19 protein-coding genes are annotated in these 17,440 nt (G+C 73.6%); 11 read left to right on the top strand and 8 right to left on the bottom strand.

Annotated features, from left to right (window positions below; translation table 11 throughout):
• Positions 1-152 precede the first annotated feature (152 nt).
• On the top strand, positions 153-644 hold the full coding sequence (locus B5D80_RS00960; RefSeq protein ID WP_088641806.1) for a hypothetical protein: 492 nt from the start codon (positions 153-155) through the stop codon (positions 642-644).
• A gap of 79 nt (positions 645-723) precedes the next feature.
• On the opposite strand, the gene B5D80_RS00955 is transcribed toward B5D80_RS00960, so the two are convergent.
• Complete coding sequence (locus B5D80_RS00955) at positions 724-1,503, bottom strand: D-Ala-D-Ala carboxypeptidase family metallohydrolase (RefSeq protein ID WP_088641805.1); 780 nt, start codon at positions 1,501-1,503, stop codon at positions 724-726.
• Positions 1,504-1,822: 319 nt separating this feature from the next.
• On the opposite strand from B5D80_RS00955, the gene B5D80_RS00950 reads away from it, so the two are divergent.
• Together B5D80_RS00950 and B5D80_RS00945 are read left to right on the top strand one after the other, a co-directional pair.
• Entirely contained in the window at positions 1,823-2,458 is a 636-nt protein-coding gene (locus B5D80_RS00950) for a DUF6642 family protein (protein WP_088641804.1), read from the top strand.
• A gap of 28 nt (positions 2,459-2,486) precedes the next feature.
• Positions 2,487-2,951, top strand: coding sequence for a PPOX class F420-dependent oxidoreductase (locus B5D80_RS00945; protein ID WP_088641803.1), 465 nt, complete (start codon positions 2,487-2,489; stop codon positions 2,949-2,951).
• 46 nt (positions 2,952-2,997) lie between these two features.
• On the opposite strand, the gene B5D80_RS00940 is transcribed toward B5D80_RS00945, so the two are convergent.
• A complete protein-coding gene (locus B5D80_RS00940) occupies positions 2,998-3,639 on the bottom strand; it encodes an NAD(P)-dependent oxidoreductase (RefSeq protein WP_088641802.1) in 642 nt (213 codons plus the stop codon).
• 129 nt (positions 3,640-3,768) lie between these two features.
• On the opposite strand from B5D80_RS00940, the gene B5D80_RS00935 reads away from it, so the two are divergent.
• On the top strand, positions 3,769-4,827 hold the full coding sequence (locus B5D80_RS00935; RefSeq protein WP_144081527.1) for a hypothetical protein: 1,059 nt from the start codon (positions 3,769-3,771) through the stop codon (positions 4,825-4,827).
• A 41-nt stretch (positions 4,828-4,868) separates the two neighbouring features.
• Here the strand turns inward: B5D80_RS00935 and B5D80_RS00930 are convergent, their stop codons facing one another.
• Entirely contained in the window at positions 4,869-6,101 is a 1,233-nt protein-coding gene (locus B5D80_RS00930) for a serine hydrolase domain-containing protein (RefSeq protein WP_088641800.1), read from the bottom strand.
• Positions 6,102-6,178: 77 nt separating this feature from the next.
• On the opposite strand from B5D80_RS00930, the gene B5D80_RS34695 reads away from it, so the two are divergent.
• The 3 genes from B5D80_RS34695 to B5D80_RS00915 all read left to right on the top strand — a co-directional run bounded on the left by B5D80_RS34695 (position 6,179) and on the right by B5D80_RS00915 (position 8,408).
• Positions 6,179-6,772 carry a pentapeptide repeat-containing protein gene (locus tag B5D80_RS34695; protein WP_088641799.1) on the top strand — a complete coding sequence of 198 codons (594 nt, stop codon included), beginning with the start codon at positions 6,179-6,181 and terminating at the stop codon, positions 6,770-6,772.
• A 222-nt stretch (positions 6,773-6,994) separates the two neighbouring features.
• Complete coding sequence (locus B5D80_RS00920; RefSeq protein ID WP_245854133.1) at positions 6,995-7,894, top strand: hypothetical protein; 900 nt, start codon at positions 6,995-6,997, stop codon at positions 7,892-7,894.
• 76 nt (positions 7,895-7,970) lie between these two features.
• A complete protein-coding gene (locus B5D80_RS00915; RefSeq protein ID WP_088641879.1) occupies positions 7,971-8,408 on the top strand; it encodes a nitroreductase family deazaflavin-dependent oxidoreductase in 438 nt (145 codons plus the stop codon).
• A gap of 16 nt (positions 8,409-8,424) precedes the next feature.
• Here the strand turns inward: B5D80_RS00915 and dacB are convergent, their stop codons facing one another.
• Positions 8,425-10,008, bottom strand: a complete 1,584-nt coding sequence (gene dacB, locus B5D80_RS00910) for a D-alanyl-D-alanine carboxypeptidase/D-alanyl-D-alanine endopeptidase (protein WP_088641798.1) — start codon at positions 10,006-10,008, stop codon at positions 8,425-8,427.
• Positions 10,009-10,105: 97 nt separating this feature from the next.
• On the bottom strand, positions 10,106-10,831 hold the full coding sequence (locus tag B5D80_RS00905) for an MIP/aquaporin family protein (RefSeq protein ID WP_088641797.1): 726 nt from the start codon (positions 10,829-10,831) through the stop codon (positions 10,106-10,108).
• Positions 10,832-11,047: 216 nt separating this feature from the next.
• Between B5D80_RS00905 and B5D80_RS00900 the strand changes: the two genes are divergently transcribed.
• Positions 11,048-11,329 carry an adhesin gene (locus B5D80_RS00900; protein WP_088641796.1) on the top strand — a complete coding sequence of 94 codons (282 nt, stop codon included), beginning with the start codon at positions 11,048-11,050 and terminating at the stop codon, positions 11,327-11,329.
• 5 nt (positions 11,330-11,334) lie between these two features.
• Here B5D80_RS00900 and B5D80_RS00895 read toward each other — a convergent pair whose 3' ends face one another.
• Positions 11,335-12,402, bottom strand: coding sequence for a beta family protein (locus tag B5D80_RS00895; RefSeq protein ID WP_425437134.1), 1,068 nt, complete (start codon positions 12,400-12,402; stop codon positions 11,335-11,337).
• A 242-nt stretch (positions 12,403-12,644) separates the two neighbouring features.
• Here B5D80_RS00895 and B5D80_RS00890 point away from each other — a divergent pair, with 242 nt between their 5' ends.
• Complete coding sequence (locus tag B5D80_RS00890) at positions 12,645-13,994, top strand: cellulose binding domain-containing protein (RefSeq protein WP_088641795.1); 1,350 nt, start codon at positions 12,645-12,647, stop codon at positions 13,992-13,994.
• Between the two features lie 52 nt (positions 13,995-14,046).
• Here B5D80_RS00890 and B5D80_RS00885 read toward each other — a convergent pair whose 3' ends face one another.
• Positions 14,047-14,736, bottom strand: a complete 690-nt coding sequence (locus tag B5D80_RS00885; RefSeq protein ID WP_088641794.1) for a response regulator transcription factor — start codon at positions 14,734-14,736, stop codon at positions 14,047-14,049.
• A 289-nt stretch (positions 14,737-15,025) separates the two neighbouring features.
• On the opposite strand from B5D80_RS00885, the gene B5D80_RS00880 reads away from it, so the two are divergent.
• Complete coding sequence (locus tag B5D80_RS00880) at positions 15,026-15,433, top strand: hypothetical protein (RefSeq protein ID WP_088641793.1); 408 nt, start codon at positions 15,026-15,028, stop codon at positions 15,431-15,433.
• A 249-nt stretch (positions 15,434-15,682) separates the two neighbouring features.
• Positions 15,683-16,075 (top strand): cupin domain-containing protein, encoded by a 393-nt coding sequence (locus B5D80_RS00875; RefSeq protein ID WP_088641792.1) that lies wholly within the window; start codon positions 15,683-15,685, stop codon positions 16,073-16,075.
• A 67-nt stretch (positions 16,076-16,142) separates the two neighbouring features.
• On the opposite strand, the gene B5D80_RS00870 is transcribed toward B5D80_RS00875, so the two are convergent.
• Entirely contained in the window at positions 16,143-17,330 is a 1,188-nt protein-coding gene (locus tag B5D80_RS00870; RefSeq protein ID WP_088641791.1) for a threonine synthase, read from the bottom strand.
• Positions 17,331-17,440: the final 110 nt, after the last annotated feature.

Genomic DNA, 17,440 nt, shown 5'->3' with positions numbered 1-17,440 from the left:
CGGCGTCCATGCCCGGGGTGCGGGTGTCGACGCCGGAGGATCTGCTCACCGCGTGGGGGATTGAACCGCCGCCGGTCACCGCCCGTACCACTGCGCGAGGATGCGTTGCGGCGATTCAGCCGCAGTCGCTGCCGAGTTGCGGGAGGCCTGCCGTGCGAGTTGGTGAGCAGTCGACGGACCCCATCGATCAGGTTCTGGGCGAGGTGCCGGTGCCCGCCTCGTTGACACCCGAGGACGTCCGGCTCGCGGTGCGAGCGGTCGTGGTGCACGCCGCCGAGGAGTGGCCCAACGGCCCGCTGTGCCGCAACGACGGGGCGTCGTACCCGTGCCGGCTGCACCGCTGGGGGCGGCGGGTGCTGGAGAACCACGGGCTGAACGAGCGTCAGATCGACGCGCTGATCCGGCACGGCAACCCGTTCGTGCACGTGCCCTTCCCGTTCACCTACACCACACCCCGGCCCGGCGCGGCCCCGGCGCGGACCGCCCCGGCGGCCGGCTACCCGGCCCGTGGCCAGGCCGGTCGGCCGGTTGCCCCCGGAGCCCGGTCCGCCGCGGCGGGGATGCGGCCGGGCGTGCGTCCCGGCGTTCCCGGCCGGCCGGTGACGCCCCCCACCGCCGCGCCGCGCTGGCCCCGGGCGAGCTGAGCGCCCGGCCCCGGTGCCCCGACGCCGGCCCGGCCCTGGTGATCCCGTGGGGCCGGGCCGGCGTCGGCCGTCGCGTCGGTCAGCGGCTCACGCCGCAGTCCGGCGCCGCCCAGCTGGTGCGGTTCGTCAGGTTGTCCCGGTTGTTCTCCCGTCGGGAGTCCACGTGGACGTGGTCGTCGTGCCCCGGGTAGCCGGGGCCGTAGATGCCGCTGAACCCGTGGTCGCGGGAGGCGCGGGCGATCTCGCAGAGCGACCTGCTCTGCGACGTCACGTCGGCGGCGTTGCCGTAGAGGTGCTGGCTGTTCGACGCCCCACCGACCTGCTTGTTGCAGCTTTCGTCGCGGAAGCCGCTGGTGACGTAGAGCGGCTTGTCACCCAGGCCACGCCGCAGCGCCTCCAGTTTCCACATGGTGTGTACCGCGTTGGCCTTGGTCTCGGTGGCGGAGAGCGGACCGCCGCTCCAGCCGCCCTTGCCGCAGCCGCCGTCCAGCTCCCGGTAGCTGAAGTGGGCCGGCGTGCAGTCGTTGTCCTGCAACTGGTAGAGCTTGCTGAAGGTCTGCTTGCCGGCGATGCCGTCGCTGCGCAGCCCGTACGCGGTCTGGAAGCGCTTGACCGCGGCGGCGGTCTCGGGGCCGAAGTCGCCGTCGATCCGGACGATTCCCCCTCGGGCCGCCCATCCGGCGACCCGGATCTGCAACTGTCGGACGTCGTCTCCGGAGCGCCCCTGGTAGAGGTCGCGTTTCCAGGTGTAGCAGCCGTCGGCGTGGGCCGCTGGCGCGGCGACCACCGTGGCGATCGCGGCTCCCGGCAGAGCCAGGGCGAACGCGACGAGTGCCCGCTTCACAGTGTTCTGGCGCACAGAAGTCCTCCCGATTGGAAGTGAATGGGGTGGTGAACAGGGCATCGCCCGGGACGTCCTGCAACTTCCACCCTGACAGCAAGCCGGCCGATTCGCGGCAATAAAGGGGAATCGTCCTCACAGTCGGTGATAGCTGGGTATTGCCTGTGAATGGCGATGAATGGCGATTCGGGCAGTAGGTGCCAGCCGGTGACGGGAGGGACGCCAATTCCGACACCGGTGAAGTGTCCCGAAACGGATCAGCCGGGCACCGAGGGTGATGTGGGTCCGTGACCCGGACCCGGTAACGTCGTCCCGGCGGGGACGGGGAGGTGGGGCGGTGGCGCGGGGCGGGGTCTTCTGTGTCGAGGGGCAGTGGCACCGCGACCTCAACGAGCGCGGGTCCGTGCTGCCCACCCTCGACCTGCTCGAACGGCTCGGCCGCATCCGCTACATCCACAAGGACGCCGCCACCCGCGACGAGCTGTTCTACTTCCTCGACCGGTGGCTGCTCAAGCAGTACGCCGACCACCGGGTCGGCTTCTTCGCCATGCATGGCGAACCCAGCCGGCTCTGCCTCACCGACTGGGACTCCGTCGAGCTGTCCGACGTCGCCGAGCGGATGGCCGGCCGGGGCGAGGGCCGGCGGCTCTACTTCGGTAGCTGCTCGGTGCTGCGCGCCTCCGACGCCACCCTGCGCGACTTCCTCGACGTCACCGGCGCGGCCCTGATCTGCGGCTTCACCCGCGAGGTCGACTGGGTCGAGTCGGCGGCCTTCGAGACGGTGCTGCTCGACGTGCTCGCCAACGGCCAGCGGCACAACGCCGCCGAACTACGGATGGGTTCGGCGCACTGGGCGCCGCTCGCGGCGTATCTCGGCTTCCGGGTGATCTACGCCAACGGCCGCGCCTGGCGGCCCGCCGTCCGGCCCCGGGTCCCCGCCCAACCGGGCCGGGTCGGCGGCCGGTCCGGCTGACGCCCGCCGGGCCTGGTAGAACCGGGGGATGGCACGCAGCGTCGCAACCAACACCCGGGTCGACCGGGACGCCCTGCTCGATTTCGTCCGGCCCCGGCACCGGGTCCTGCTGATGACCACCCGCGCCGACGGCCGGCCGCAGTCCTCCCCGGTCGCCTGCGGCGTGGACGCCGCCGGACGGCTGGTGATCTCCACCTATCCGGAACGGGCCAAGGTCAACAACATCCGCCGTGACCCCCGGGTCTCCGCCTGCGTGCTCTCCGACGACTGGGACGGCCCGTGGGTGCAGGTCGACGGCGTGGCCGAGGTGCTCGACCTGCCCGAGGCGCTGGACCCGCTGGTGGAGTACTTCCGCAGCATCGCGGGGGAGCACCCGGACTGGGACGAGTACCGGGCGGCCATGGTGGCGCAGGGCAAGTCGCTGATCCGGATCACCGTCGAGGGCTGGGGCCCGATCGCCACCGGCGGCTTCCCGCCCCGCCTCGCCGACTGATTTTCCGGTACGCCGGCCGCAGCCGTACCGGCTGCCACCGGCCGGCTCAGTACGCCGCCGTGAACCGCATGTTCTCGAAGCGGGGCTCCTCGATCTCGTCCACGATCGCCACCGCCAGGTCCTCGTAGCTGAGCACCGAACGGCCCTGCCCGTCGGTGACCGGGTGCTCGGTGCCGGTGCGGTACCGGCCGGTCCGCTCGCCCGGGTGGAACTCCACGGGCGGCGGCGAGACGTACGTCCAGGTCACCCCGTCGGCGGAGGAACGGTACAGGGCCAGGGCGTCGGCCTGCCCGAGCGCCGGTTCCCGGTACCCGGCGGGGAAGTCCGGCTCGTCGAGGAACGGGGTGTCCCGTTCCGTCAGCAGGGTCGCCCCGCCGCCGACGTGGATCACCCGGGGCGGGTCGGGCAGGTCCCGCAGGACGGTGACCAGGTTCTCCGCCGCCGTACGCCACAGCGCCCGCTCGCCACCGCCGACCGCCACCACGATCACGTCGGCTTCCGGGGCCAGCTCGGCGACGCTACGCGCCGAGGTCACGTCCCCGGTCACCACGCGCACCCCGGCCGGCAGCCAGGTGACCGCCTCCGGACGGCGGACCGCCGCGGTGACCCGGTGCCCCCGGCCGGCCGCCTCGGCGACGATCCGTGAGCCTGCGGTGCCCCCGGCGCCGTACACCACCACGTTGCCCATGCCGTCCAGGCTAGGCAGCGGGTCGCCGTCGCGGTGCGGTAACGGGCGATCCGGCCGGTACGCCGGACGCGTTGCGGACATCGACTACGGTCGGGTCGATTGTGCTCCATCGACCACGGGGGAAACATGATGGCCGATCTTTCCGTACCACGCCGGTTGCTCGCCTGGAGCGCCCCGGCGGCCCTCGCCCTCGCCGCGACCGTGCCGGCCGCGCCCGCCCTGGCCGCCCCGGCCGACCGGCACCCGACGCCGGCGGTCGTCGGCCCGGTCGACCGGGACCTCGACGGCGACGGCGTGCCGGACCTGGTCACCGTGGGCGGCACCGCCGGCCTCGGTTCCGGTGTCTGGTCCGCGACCGGCCTGACGTCCCGCCGCACCGGCGTCGGCACCGGCCGGGTGCACACGCCGGCCGGCAACATCGGGTTGTCCGGCAACGGCGTCGGCGGCACCAACTCGCCCACCGAGTTCGACGGGGCGCAGGTGATTACCGGAAGCTTCTTCGGCGGCGACCGGCAGGACTTCCTCGCCTACTACCCCGGCGGCCCCGCTGCCGGGTACGCCAGCATCATCCGGGGCGCCGGCGACGGCACCATGCTCACCCCGTACCTCAGCGGCAACCAGGCGTCCGTCTTCAGCGATCAGCTCGTCGACGACAACGGCAACGCGCCGCTGCAGGTGGCCAACGCCTACGGGGCCGACGGCGTCAACCCGGAGTATCCGGATCTGATCTCGGTCACCGGCGACGCCGTCAACGGTCACCGGCTGGTCTACCACCCCAGCTTTCCGATGCCCGGCGGTTACCTCTTCCGGGTCGCGCTGGCCGACGCCACGCCGACCGGGGGTACGGACTGGCAGAACTGGACCATCGCCAGCACCGAGACGGCCACCGGGGTGGCGATGTACCTGCGCAACGCGGCCACCGGCGACCTCTTCCTCTGGACCGGGGTCACCCTGGTCGACAACGGCGACGGCACCGGTTCGCTGACCCGCACCCAGTACCACGTCGCCAGCAACTGGAACACCGCCACGACGATCACCACGATCTCGGTGGCCGACGTCAACGCCGACGGCGTCCCCGACCTGTGGGCCGTCCGCCCGGACGGCACCGTCCGGGCGTACCTCGTCTCCGGCCTGTCGGCCGGCGGCCCGGCGACCGTGCGGGCCACCCGCGTCCAGCACCTGCTCTGAGCCGCGAGCGGGCCGTCACCCGGCGGTGGCGGCCCGCCGGTTCAGCCGACCAGGGCGGCGTAGACGAGCTGGCGGAGCTGGGAACGCAACGGGTAGGTGCTCGACGGCATCAGCTGGGTGAACAGCAGCGCGGTGATCTCCTCGGCCGGGTCGACCCAGAACGCGGTGCTGGCCAGCCCGCCCCAGTAGTACTCGCCGACGCTGCTCGGCACCTTGGCCGGGACCGGGTCCTGCACCACGGCGAAGCCCAGGCCGAACCCGATGCCGTCCAGCACCGTCTCGGCGAACCCCTGCGGCTGCAGCGACGCCAGGTCGCCGCCACCGGGCAGGTGGTTGCGGGTCATGTAGCGCACCGTGCGGGGCCCGAGCAGTCGTACGCCGTCCAGCTCGCCGCCGCGCAGCAGCAGCTGGGTGAACCGGTGGTAGTCGGCGGCGGTGGAGACCAGCCCGCTCCCGCCGGAGAAGCACTGCGGGCGGGTCAGCGCGGCGGCCTCGAGCTGGTCGGCGCGGACGGCCCGGCCGGTGCCCGGGTGCGGGGTGTAGAGGGCGGCGAGCCGTTTGGCGTCGGCCGGGTCGACCCAGAACCGGGTGTCGGTCATGCCCAGCGGGGTGAGGACCCGTTCGGTGAGGAGGTCGGCCAGGCTCTGCCCGGACACCACCTCGATCAGCCGGCCCAGCACGTCGGTGGAGACCCCGTAGTTCCAGCCGGTGCCGGGCTGGAACAGCAGCGGCAGCTTCGCCATCCCGGCGCTGGCCCCGGCCAGGTCGAGGCCCGGCGGGACGCCGAGGTCGTAGCCGGCGGCCCGGTAGAGCGCGTCGACCACCGAGGTCTGCGCGAACCCGTAGGTCAGCCCGGCGGTGTGGGTGAGCAGGTGCCACACCCGGATCGGCTCGACCGCCGGCACCGTGTACGGCTTGAGCGCCGACCCCTTGTCGAAGACCCGGACGTCGGCGAACTCGGGCAGCCAGCGGCTGATCGGGTCGGTCAGCTCGAACCGGCCCTCCTCCCACAGCATCATCGCCGCGACCGAGGTGATCGGCTTGGTCATCGAGTAGATCCGCCAGATGGTGTCCGGCTCGACCGGGGTGCCCGCCTCCACGTCGCGCAGCCCGTACACCGAGGAGTGTGCGACCTCACCGCGGCGGGTGACCACGACCTGCCAGCCGGCGAGCCGGCCGTCGTCGACGTACCTGCCGAAGTGTTCGTCGATGCGGGCCAGCCGGGCCGGGTCGAAGCCGGTGCGGGCCGGGTCGCTGCTGGGTGCCACGCTCACCCGCCGAACCTACTAGCCGGTACGCGCCGGACGGAAGGTGCGGCGGCGGTGTCGGTGCTCGCACCTAGGGTGGGGCGGTGCCGCAGACCATCGAGGACGAGACGTTCCGCCACACCGACTGGTACGCCGAGGAGTTGACCGACAGGCACTTCGTGCGCTGCGTCTTCACCGACGTCGACCTGACCGAGGCGGTGAGCCGGGGCGCCTCGTTCACCGGGTGCGACTTCGGCGGGGTGTCGTTCAACGCCTCCCGGCACACCGACTCGGCCTTCGTCCGCTGCGGGTTCCGCCGGTGCAACCTGTTCGAGGCCGAGTTCACCGGCTGCAAGCTGGTCGGCAGCACGTTCGAGCAGTGCGCGCTGCGTCCGCTGCGGGTCTCGGGCGGGGACTGGTCGTTCGTCGGGTTGCCCGGCGCCGACCTGCGGGGCGCGCAGCTCGGCGACGTACGGATGCGGGAGGCCGACCTGTCCGGGGCGGACCTGTCCGGCGCGACCCTGGCCCGGGTGGACCTCTCGGCCGCCCACCTGCGCGGGGCGCGGTTCACCGGGGCCGACCTGCGGGGCAGCGACCTGACCGGGCTCGACCCGACGGCGGTGGAGCGGGCCGGTGCGGTGATCGACCCGCAGCAGGCGCTGGTGCTGGCGCAGGCGTTGGGTTTCGAGATCCGCTGACCCGCCGCGACCTGTCGATCTCCCTGGCATTTCGGCCCTGAGCTGCGGTTTCTCATCGGGTAGGAAACTTTCCATCGGGATCACTCGGTAACAAACTGGAAACGCCCTCCCGCTGGCATATGGCGCATCCCGGCCTTGAAATGAAAACGTGAGAACGCTCACGCCGCGACCGAACCCCCTCCCCGACCGGTCGCGGGCGTCGGGCTGGGGAGTGGGACACGCGTGAACGACCAAGAGACCTGGCGGATCGGGCCGGGCCCGACGACGCGCAGCGCGCAGCGGCGGGAGGCCCGTCGTCGGCAACGCCGCCGCTGGGCGATCGGTTCGGTGGCCACCCTGGCCTGCCTCGCGGTGCTGGTGACCTATCTGGGCCCGGATGCGGACCCGCCGGAGCCCGAGCTGGTGCTGCCGGCCGGCGCGCCGACCCCGGCCGGTTATCCGACCGGGGCGGCGGGGGTGGGCGTGTCGCCCGAGGCGGGGATCGCCGCCCCCGGCCTGCAGCCCCGGGAACGCACCCCGCCGCCGAGCGAGCCGCCGACGCCGACCGTCACCCCGGCGGCGTCCTCGTCGCCGGCCGCACCGACGCTGAGCGTCTCCCGGTCCGACGTGCCCGCCGAGGTGGACCTGACCGCGCTGGGCACCCGGGACTGGGTGCACTGGGGGCTCAACCGGCCGGAGACCGTGGTCCGCAAGGGCGGCGGCACCGGCGAGATCCGGGACGAGGGCGGCCGGGGCGCACGCGACCGGTACGACACCAACCCCGAGCTGTTCGGATGGCGGGACGGCACGCCCGTGCCGGCCGTCTCCGCCACCGGCACCGGGGTGTTCGTCTGCGGCGCGGGCAACGGGTTCGCGCTGTCCGTGGCCGGCGACGGCGAACCGCGTACGGTGCACCTGTTCGCCGGGATCTGGATGGCCCAGGGGCGGCTGGACGTGCGGCTGTCCACCGGCGGGTCGACCCGTACGCTGCGGCTGGAGGACCCGCACACCACGCACACCGCCCAGTTCGTGATCAAGTTCCGGGTGCCGAGGGGTGAGAAACTGCTGATCCGCTGGACCGTCGAGGGCACCTTCCGCAACAGTTGCGGCAACGTGAACCTTCAGGCGGCGGCGGTGCGCTGAGTCGTTCGTCCGGCTCCGGGCGTCGGGTCGGGATAGCGTGTGCGGGTCGATGCCCACGAGCCACCCGGAGATGCCGATGCCGACCGACGAACAGGTGCTGGACAGCCCCGAGGGCTGGGTCGCCGACCACATCCGCCGGTACGTCGCCACCGGCGGCGCGGAGGGGCACGAGTGGCAGCCGGGCGTGTTCACCCTGCTGCTGACCACCCGGGGCCGGCGCAGCGGCAAACTGCGCCGCACCGCCCTGATCTACGGCCGGGACGGCGACGACTACCTGGTCGTCGCCTCCCAGGGCGGTGCGCCCCAGCACCCCTCCTGGTACCTCAACCTGCTCGACGACCCCGAGGCCGAGGTGCAGGTGGGCCCGGAGACGTTCGGCGTGCGGGCCCGCATCGCCGAGCCGGCCGAGCGGGCCCGGATGTGGCCGACGATGACCGCCACCTGGCCCGCCTACGACGAGTACCAGAGCAAGACCGATCGGGAGATCCCGGTGGTGGTGCTGCACCGGCGCTGACCGGGCCGGCCGGGGTTCAGCAGACGGTCGGCCTGACCCAGGAACACTCCCGGCCCTCGGGCACCCGGGGCGCCTCCGGGGCCACCGGCGGGATGGCCCGCGCCGACCCGCCGTCGCCCTCGCGGTAGCTGGCCAGCGCGATGGCGATCTGGTCCTCCAGCCCCTTGACCGACGAGGTCAGGTGGTTGTTGAACACCACCGAGAAGGCGAGCAGCCGGCCGTCGCCGTCGGTGGCGTAACCGGAGAGGCCGGACACCCCGGTCAGGCTGCCGGTCTTGGCGTGCACGTTGTCCGCCGCCGGGGTGCCGCGCATCCGGCTGCGCAGGGTGCCACCGACGAGGCGGTCCGGGTTGCCGGCGACCGGCAGGGCCGCGTACCAGGTGTCGAACCAGGGTTCCCGGCGGACGGCGGCGAGCAGCGCGACGAACTCGCCGGCCGGGATCAGGTTGCGCCGGGACAGCCCCGAGCCGTCGAGCTGACGCAGGACGCCGGTGTCCACTCCGGTGTCGGCGACGTACTCGCTGATCGCGGCCAGCCCGACCGGCCAGCTTCCCGACCCGGAGACGACCCGGCCGATCTCCTTGGTCAGCACCTCGGCGTGCCCGTTGTTCGACAGTTTGAGGAAGGGCACCAGCAGCTCGGCCAGGGTCATCGAGTCGTGCCGGGCCACCGGCGTGGCGTCGGCCGGGGTGGGCCGGCCGGGCACCGTGCGCCCGAGCACCCGGACCCCGTGGCGGCGCAGCGCGTCCCGGAAGACGTCGGCGGCGTAGCCGGTGGGCTCCCAGACGGTCATCCAGTCACTGACCGCCGCCGCGCCGGCCGCGATCCGGCCGGTGACCACGATGGTGTTGCCGCCGTGCGTCCGCTCGAACGACAGCGTCGTCTCGCCGTCGGCCACCGTCTCGGCCCGGTTGTCGATCCGCAGGTAGCCGTTGGGTGGGGTCATGGTGACCACCGGCGCCGCCCCGGCCTTCCCCGCCGGGGCGGCCCGCACGATCACCGTGCCCGCGTCGTAGTCGGTGTCCGGGGCGAGGGTCAGCGCGGATACCTGCGCCGCGTAGTAGTACGACTCGTCGTCCCAGGACCACTCGGGGCCGAGCCGGGTGGCGTCGTAGCGGGTGTCGTCGGCGACCAGGTTGCCGGTCACCATCCGTACCCCGCTGGCGGCGACCTGGGCGGCCAGCGCGTCGTAGTCGGCGGCCAGCATCGTCGGGTCGCCGCCGCCGCGCAGGTAGAGGTTGCCGGAGACCAGGCCGGCCCGTCGGCGGCCGTCGGTGAGTACGTCGGTGCCGAACCGGTGCCCGGGGCCGAGCAGCGCCAGGGCCGCCGTCGAGGTCAACAGCTTGGTGTTGGAGGCGGGCACCAGGCGGCGGTCGCCGTTGCGGTCGTAGAGGGTCCGGCCGGTGGTGGTGTCCACCACGACCACCCCGGCCTGCGCCCCGGCGAGCAGGGGGTCGGCGAGGACGGCGTCGATGGTGGCGTGCAACCGGGTGGCCGCCGGGGTGGGTGACTCGGCGGTCGCCGGCAGCGCGCCGGCGGCGGCCACGGTGGCGACCAGCGCCACCAGCGCGAGCGTCCGGGGGAAGAGACGACGATGCATGCGCCGACGCTGCCACGAAGGTTTCCGTCGGGCAAGCCTCGGTACCGTAGATTTTCTTCCGTGGCTGGTGGTCCCGGTCGGTGGTCCGCCGGTGCGGTCAGGTCGGGTCCGGCGCGGCCGGGTCGGGCGCGTCGGGTTCGGCGCGGAAGTGCCGGCTCGGCTTCACCAGCAGCGGCGCGGCCAGCGCGGCCAGCGCCCCGCCGAGCATCGGGAAGACGATGAACACCCACAGTTGGCGCAGCGCCGCGCCCCCCTCGAACACGGCCGGGCCGAACGACCGGGCCGGGTTGATCGAGGTGCCGTCGAGGGTGATCCCCACCAGCAGCACCGCCACCAACGCCAGGCCGATCGCCAGGCCGGCGAAGCCGGCGTGCTCGACCCGGCTCGTCACCACCAGCACCACCAGCACGAACAGGAACGTCAGGACGACCTCCAGCACCGCCGTGCCGCCCTGGTTGATGTGCACCCCGTAACCGTTGGTGCCCAACACCCCGGTCTGGTCCGCCACGCCACCCCAGCGGACCAGCCCCCAGATGACGAAGCCGGCCACGGTGGCCCCCACGAACTGCGCCAGCCAGTACGCCACCGCGCCGACCGCGGAGATCTTGCCGGAGAGCAGCACCCCCAACGTCACCGCCGGATTGAGGTGCGCGCCGGAGAGCGGGCCGATCGCGTACACCAGCCCCACCAGGACGAAGCCGAAGGCCAGCGCCACGACCACCACACCGCCCTGGAGCTGCGCGAAGACGGCGGTGCCCACCCCGACGAAGACCAGCAGCAGGGTGCCGACCAGTTCGGCGGCGTACCGTCGGGCAGCGTCCATGCGCTCAGGGTAGAAAGCCGTGGGGCCGTACGGAGCGGAAACGGGGATCTCCGACAGACCCCGCTCTATTTGACGAACCCCTGGTCAGGGGGCACGGTGGGGGGAGAGGGCCGCGCGGCGGCACCGCCGGGACCGCCCGGCGGCACCGGTCCGCCGCAGGGGCGCGCATCTGTCGTCGCGCCACGTTCCGCCCGACAACTCCCGAGGAGTCCCATCATGCTCACCATGACCGACAACGCCGTGCTCGTGATCCGTGACCTCGCGGCCCAGCAGGACGTCGCCCAGGACGGTGGGCTGCGGATCGCCGCCGACACCGAGGCCGGCGCGCTGACCATCGAGCTGGTGCCCGTGCCGGCGCAGGGCGACCAGGTGGTCGACACCGAGGGGGCGCGCATCTTCCTCGACGCCGAGGCCGCCGAACTGCTCAACGACAGCTCGGTGGACGCCTCCGTCGACGACGAGGGCGTGGTGCAGTTCGGGTTCACCGAGCAGGAGTGACCCGGTCAGCGGCCCCGCCGGTGCGCACCGCCCCGGTGCGGGCGGGTGAACCCGGTGCGGTCCTCGGCCGGTGCCGGCGGGCCGCGACGATGCCCGTCGGCGGGGCCGGTCAGCGCCGCCAGCACGTGCGCCAGGTGGTGCGACGTGCTCCACGCCGTCCAGTTCGCCGGTGAGCCCGCGCCGGTGACCCGGCGGGCCCGGCGCAGCAGCTCGTGGTCGCCCCAGGAGAAGCCCGCCCCGGCGGGGGGCCAGTGCCCGGCGGTGACCAGCGTTCGGCACAGGTCGGCGAACCGTTCGTCGCCCCGGCCGCCCCGCCGTGACCAGCGGTAGATCCACCAGCCGTCCTCGGCGGTGTACCGCACCGTGGGCAGCCGGTCGCCCGGCTCCACACCGCCCGGCGGCGCGGGCGACACCCCGTAGTCGCCGTACCCCACGCCCAGGTCGGCCAGCCGACGCCAGAACAGCCAGTCCCAGCGGTCCACCCGGACCGGTTCGTCGGTGGGCAGCCGGGACAGCGACGGCGGCATCCCGCCGGCCGCCACGGTCACCGTGCGCCAGGCGTGCCGGCGGGCCCAGTCCACCACCCGGCGCACCCGGGGCTCGGCGACGCGCAGGTCCGCCGGGCAGCAGACGTCAGCGGCGTCGACCAGCAGGTCGCACTGCTCCGGGACCAGCCCGGTGCGCCGCCACACCCGCTCCACCGCCGTCGTGGCGTCCGGGCCGGTGCGGTCCCGGCCGGGCCGCAGCCGCACCACCGCCCCCCTGGCGTACGCCCGGCACGCCGCGCCGTGCGCGGCCAGCCGCCCGTCGCTACACGTCAACCCGATCACCGGCTGCACCGGTACGCCCCACCGGGCCAGCTCGCCGCCGGGTCCGTCGGGCAGCGCGCACACGTCGACGGCCGGCACCAGCCCGGCGGGCAGCCGGCGCAGCACCTGGGGTAGGCCGGTGTCGGCCGGGGACACGTCGAGGACCGGGACGACCAGGGGAGCGTGGGCGCTGTCCAGATGACCCAGCGCCTCCAGCTCACCGCGTCTGCTGGTGAGGATGGGGCGGTAGACGGGCTCCGCCACCCGACCCCCGGGGGCGGGCACCATACCTCAATCTACCGGGCCGGACGCCTCCGCCACAGGGGGACGGCGGTCGAGTCCCCGACCGCCCGGTACCCGTCGACCGCCACGGACCAGGTCATCTCCACCTTGGACATTGACAGTGGTCGGTGACGGTGGTGGCATGGGTGGGCGGTACGCCGGGCGTGGAAGGGCATCCGAAACCCATGTCCCCGCTCCCTGCTGCCCGGAAGGCGTACCCCCTCATGACACCGTCGCGTCACCGTGCCGGCCTGCTCGCGGCGCTGACCGCCGTCGCCGCGCTGCTGCTGGTCCTCCCGCTGCCCGTCGGGGCGCTCGCGGTACCCGAGCCGACCACCCCGGTCACCGGCAACGCCACCCACTTCGACGCCCTCGGCGCGCCGTACGGCGGCTGCGGCCTGCCGCAGGCGGAGCTGGACGCGCCGGACTTCGTCGCGCTCAACGCCTACGACCTGCCCGGCGACTACTCGTCGTACCCGATGCGGCCGATCCCGGCCAGCCAGGCGGCGAAGATCGGGCTGTGGAACAACGGCCTCAACTGTGGCCGGTTCGTCCGGGTCACCGTCGGCGACTACTGCACCGGCGTCAACGACGGCGCGCCCGGCCAGCCGTTCTGCCGCAACGGCTCGTGGACCGCCGACGCCTACAGCGGGGCGACCCTGACCATGGTGGTGGCGGACAGTTGCGGCGACGGCAACGCCTGGTGCCGTGACGACCCCTACCACCTGGACCTCTCCACCGCCTCGCTGAACCGCTTCGTGCGCAACGGCACGCCGGTGGGGGACATGAACCCCACCCACTGGAACAACCGGCACGTCTCCTGGTCGTTCGTGCCCGCCCCGAACTACTCCGGCGACATCCGGATCGGCTTCATGAAGGGCGCCCAGCGGTACTGGCCGGCGATCGCCGTCTCGCACCTGGCCAACGGCATCCACGGCGTGGAGTACCTGGCCGGCGGGGTGTGGACGGCCGCCACGATGAACAGCGACATGGGACAGTCGTACGTGATCGGGGCGACCGCCGCCGGGGGCACCGACTTCCAGATCCGGGTCCGCGACGCGGCCGGCGCGCTGATCAACGACGGTCGGGTCTACCGGTTCGCCCTGCCCGCCTCCTGCGGCGGCACGTGTTCGGCGGCGTACACCCGGGTCGACTACACCACCTCCGACGGGCCGGCCCCGACCCCGACCGGCACCCCCACGGCCACCCCCACCGCGACGCCGCCGGTCACCCCCACCGCGACCCCCACCCCCACCGGCACCCCGGCCCCGGTGACCGGTTGCTCGGCCGCGTACCGGGTGACCGGCTCGTGGTCGGGCGGCTTCCAGGCGGAGGTCACCGTGCGCAACCTCGGCGTCGGCGCGATCACCGGCTGGGCCACCGCGCTGACCTTCGCCGGAAGCCAGCAGGTCGCCTCGTCGTGGAGCGCCACGGTCAGCCAGTCCGGCCGGCAGGTCACCGCGACCAACGCCGCCTACAACGGAAGTCTGATCCCCGGCGCGACCACCAGCTGGGGCATGGTCGTCACCGGCGACAACCAGCCCCCTACGGTGGTGACCTGCGCCGTCCGGTGACCCCCTGGTGACCGGCCCGCCCGTGGTGGCGGGCCGGTCACCGCGCCCGGCGCTAGGTCCCGGGTGCGGCGAGCCTAACCCCGACCCCGCGTACGGTGTGCAGGTAGCGGGGTTGCTGGGCGTTCTCCCCGAGCTTGCGGCGCAGCCAGGACAGGTGCACGTCGACGGTCTTGTCCGCGCCGCCGTAGGGGATCTGCCAGACCTCGGTGAGCAGTTCCCGTTTGGTCACCACCGTGCCGGGGCGGCCGGCGAGGTGGTGCAGCAGGTCGAACTCGCGCGGGGTCAGCTCCACCGGCGTGCCGTCCAGGGTGACCTGACGGGCGCGCGGATCGATCCGCAGGCCGCCGACCACCAGCACGGGCTCGCCGTCGGGCCGCTCGGCCCCGCCCCGGCGCAGCACCGCCCGGACCCGGGCGTCGAGCTGGGCGGCGGTGAACGGCTTGACCAGGTAGTCGTCCGCACCGGCGTCGAGCAACCGGACGATCTCCCGTTCGTCGTCCCGGGCGGTGGCCACGATCACCGGTACGGCGCTGACCGCGCGCAGCATCCGCAGCAGCTCACCGCCGTCGAGGTCGGGCAGGCCGAGGTCGAGCACGACGAGGTCGGGCCGGTCGTCGAGGGTGTGCCGCAGCCCTTCCATCGCGGTCGACGCGGCGGCCACCGCGTGCCCCCGGTCGCGCAGCGCCCGGACCAGCGGGGCGCGGATGGTCAGGTCGTCCTCGACGAGCAGCAGGCGGGCCACCCCAGCAGGCTAGCCCCGGTCGGCGGCCCCGGCCGTCGTCCGGGCGGGGCCGGCCGGTCCGGTGCCGGCTGATCGGGCGGTGCCACCCTGGCCGTCGGTGGGCGGCGGCCCGTGCGGGGGATGTTTTCGCAGCTCAAAGGGTTGGATGTCAGGTAACGGACAGTCGGGCGAGTGGTCGCAAAAGGTGTAACCGACATATTTTCGAAGTACGGATCCGCTCGGTCGGCGCGGATCACCATCCCCCATCGCTGCCGGCCCGAGCAGGTGGTCGGCAGGCAGGAGCACCACGATGTCCAGCACCGGTTCCCGGCGTCGCCCGGTCAACCAGCCCGTACCCTGCCGCAACGACCTGGCCCTGGCCGATTCCCAACTGGCCGGTGACCGGCGGGTGGGCCTGCCCCCCTCGGCCCGGATGCTCTACGCCGTGGTGCATGCCAACGGCACCCTGGCCCGGGGGCTCGGCGCGGCGTCGGCCACCCGGCTCGCCCCCGGCATGTACCAGGTCGTCTTCGACCAGGACGTCAGCTACGCCGGCTACGTGGGCACGATCGGGTTGGCCGGCAGCGCCGGGCTCGCGCCCCCCGGTGGGATCAGCGTGGTCGGTCGGACGGGAATCCCGAACGGGGTGTTCGTCAAGACGTTCGCCACCGACGGCAGTGTCTCGGACCGTCCGTTCCACCTGGCGGTCCTGGCCTGAGGCCGGCGGATACGGGCGCACGGCGCCGTACGGCACACCGGCCGTCCGTCGCCGCGCTCCGACCGTCTCCCACCACCGCAGCCATTCCGGCGGTACGCCAGCGGGGACCTGGTGCGACCGGTGCGGCACCCGCGCCGGTCTGGGGTGCTCGATGCCCGATCCGGCGGCGCGCAAACCTGCCCGGGGCCGGGAATTGCCTCATCTGCACGACCCGGCGTGATCCGTCGCCGTTGCGGGTATGGGCGGGACATGGAGCATTTCACGATCGCGACGGTCGCCCAGAAGAGCCCGGACTTCCGCCGGGTGCTCTGGACCGGCGAGAAGACCCAGTTGGTGATCATGACCATTCCGCCGGGCGGGGAGATCGGCGAGGAGGTCCACGACGGGATCGACCAGATCCTGACCTTCGTCAGCGGCACCGCGGAGGCCCGGGTCGGCGGGGAGACCCGGGACGTGGCCCAGGGCGACCTGGTGGTGGTGCCGGCCGGGACGAAGCACAACTTCGTCAACACCGGGCCCAACCCGCTGGTGCTCTACACGGTCTACGGCCCGCCGGAGCACGCCGACCAGGTGGTGCACCACACCAAGGAGGAGGCCGACGCGGCGGAGGCCGCCGGCGAGGACGAACCGCCGACGTCCTGACCCGCAGCCCCTGACCCGCAGTCACCGGCCGGTGTCCCGCCCACCGGGGGGACACCGGCCGGCGACGTCAGACCACGGGTACGGCGGCGACGTCCACCGTCTCCGGATACTTCAGCCCCGACCCGGTGTTCAGCACCACCACCCGCTCGTCGGCGCGGATCCAGCCGCCGGCCCGCAGGTGCCGGGCGGCGGTCAGGCAGGCCGCCCCCTCAGGGCAGAGCAGCAGCCCCTCCCGGGCGGCGAACTCCCGCAGGTCGGTGAGGATCTCCGCGTCGTCGACGGCGACCGCCGTCCCGCCGCTCTCCCGCAGCGCGGTCAGGATCAGCTCGTCGCCGAGCGGGGCTGGCACGGTGATCCCGAACGCCGCGGTGTGCGCGTCGGCCCAGGGGCGGGCCCGGTCCTCACCGGCGGCGAACGCCCGGACGATCGGCGCGCAGCCGGTCGACTGCACCGCCACCAGCCGGGGCAGCCGGTCGCTCACCCAGCCGAGTTCGCGCAGCTCGTGCAGGGCCTTGTGGATGCCGATCAGGCCGACCCCGCCACCGGTGGGATAGATGATCACGTCGGGCACCTGCCAGCCGAGCTGCTCGACGATCTCGTACCCCATCGTCTTCTTGCCCTCCAGCCGGTAGGGCTCGCGCAGCGTGCCGGCGTCGAAGACCGCCCCGTCCGCGTCGGCCACCAGCTCGGCCACCCGGCGTCCGGCGTCGCTGATCAACCCGTCCACCAGGAGCAGGTCGGCGCCGGCGGCCACGCACTCGCGGCGGCAGATGGTCGGGGCGTCCAGCGGCATCACGATGGTCGCCGCCATCCCGGCCCGCGCCGCGTACGTCGCCCAGGCCGCTCCGGCGTTGCCGTTGGTGGGCATGGCGAACCGCCGTACGCCCAGCTCGTGGGCCCGGCTCACGCCGACGGCGGCACCCCGGGCCTTGAACGACCCGGTCGGCGTGAGCCCCTCGTCCTTGACGATCAGGTCGGCCACGCCGATCTCGTGGCCGTACGCCGGCGCGCGCCACAGCGGCGTCCAGCCCTCACCCAACGTGGTGACGTGCCGCTCGTCGGCCACCGGCAGCAGCTCCCGGTAGCGCCACAGGTCGGCCGGGCGCAGCCCGAACCGTTCGGGCGTCACGGCGGCGGCCACCGCGGCCAGGTCGTAGCGGGCCAGCAGCGGTGACCCGCAGTCGCACAGGTTGGTGAGCCGGTGGGCGTCGTGCTCCCGGCCGCAGCGGGGACACTCCAGGTGGGTCAGGTACACGATGCTCCTCGCCGTCGGCCCGGTCGGTGCTCGGCACACCGGCATTCTCCGGCAATCGGCCCGGGTTCGCCGCTCGCCCGGCATGGCCGCGCCGATCATGGGTAGAACGG

The organism is Micromonospora wenchangensis (genome assembly GCF_002210435.1).
Lineage (GTDB): Bacteria > Actinomycetota > Actinomycetes > Mycobacteriales > Micromonosporaceae > Micromonospora > Micromonospora wenchangensis.
The sequence above is the reverse complement of the archived record's forward strand: the minus strand, read 5'-3'. Positions and strand labels throughout refer to the sequence as shown.

Excerpts from the sequence above, each read along its gene's own strand:
- B5D80_RS00945 (WP_088641803.1), top strand. The coding sequence starts at position 2,487 with ATGGCACGCAGCGTCGCAACCAACACCCGGGTCGACCGGGACGCCCTG.
- B5D80_RS00940 (WP_088641802.1), bottom strand. The coding sequence starts at position 3,639 with ATGGGCAACGTGGTGGTGTACGGCGCCGGGGGCACCGCAGGCTCACGG.
- B5D80_RS00935 (WP_144081527.1), top strand. The coding sequence starts at position 3,769 with ATGGCCGATCTTTCCGTACCACGCCGGTTGCTCGCCTGGAGCGCCCCG.
- B5D80_RS00915 (WP_088641879.1), top strand. The coding sequence starts at position 7,971 with ATGCCGACCGACGAACAGGTGCTGGACAGCCCCGAGGGCTGGGTCGCC.
- dacB (WP_088641798.1), bottom strand. The coding sequence starts at position 10,008 with ATGCATCGTCGTCTCTTCCCCCGGACGCTCGCGCTGGTGGCGCTGGTC.
- B5D80_RS00905 (WP_088641797.1), bottom strand. The coding sequence starts at position 10,831 with ATGGACGCTGCCCGACGGTACGCCGCCGAACTGGTCGGCACCCTGCTG.
- B5D80_RS00900 (WP_088641796.1), top strand. The coding sequence starts at position 11,048 with ATGCTCACCATGACCGACAACGCCGTGCTCGTGATCCGTGACCTCGCG.
- B5D80_RS00890 (WP_088641795.1), top strand. The coding sequence starts at position 12,645 with ATGACACCGTCGCGTCACCGTGCCGGCCTGCTCGCGGCGCTGACCGCC.
- B5D80_RS00880 (WP_088641793.1), top strand. The coding sequence starts at position 15,026 with ATGTCCAGCACCGGTTCCCGGCGTCGCCCGGTCAACCAGCCCGTACCC.
- B5D80_RS00875 (WP_088641792.1), top strand. The coding sequence starts at position 15,683 with ATGGAGCATTTCACGATCGCGACGGTCGCCCAGAAGAGCCCGGACTTC.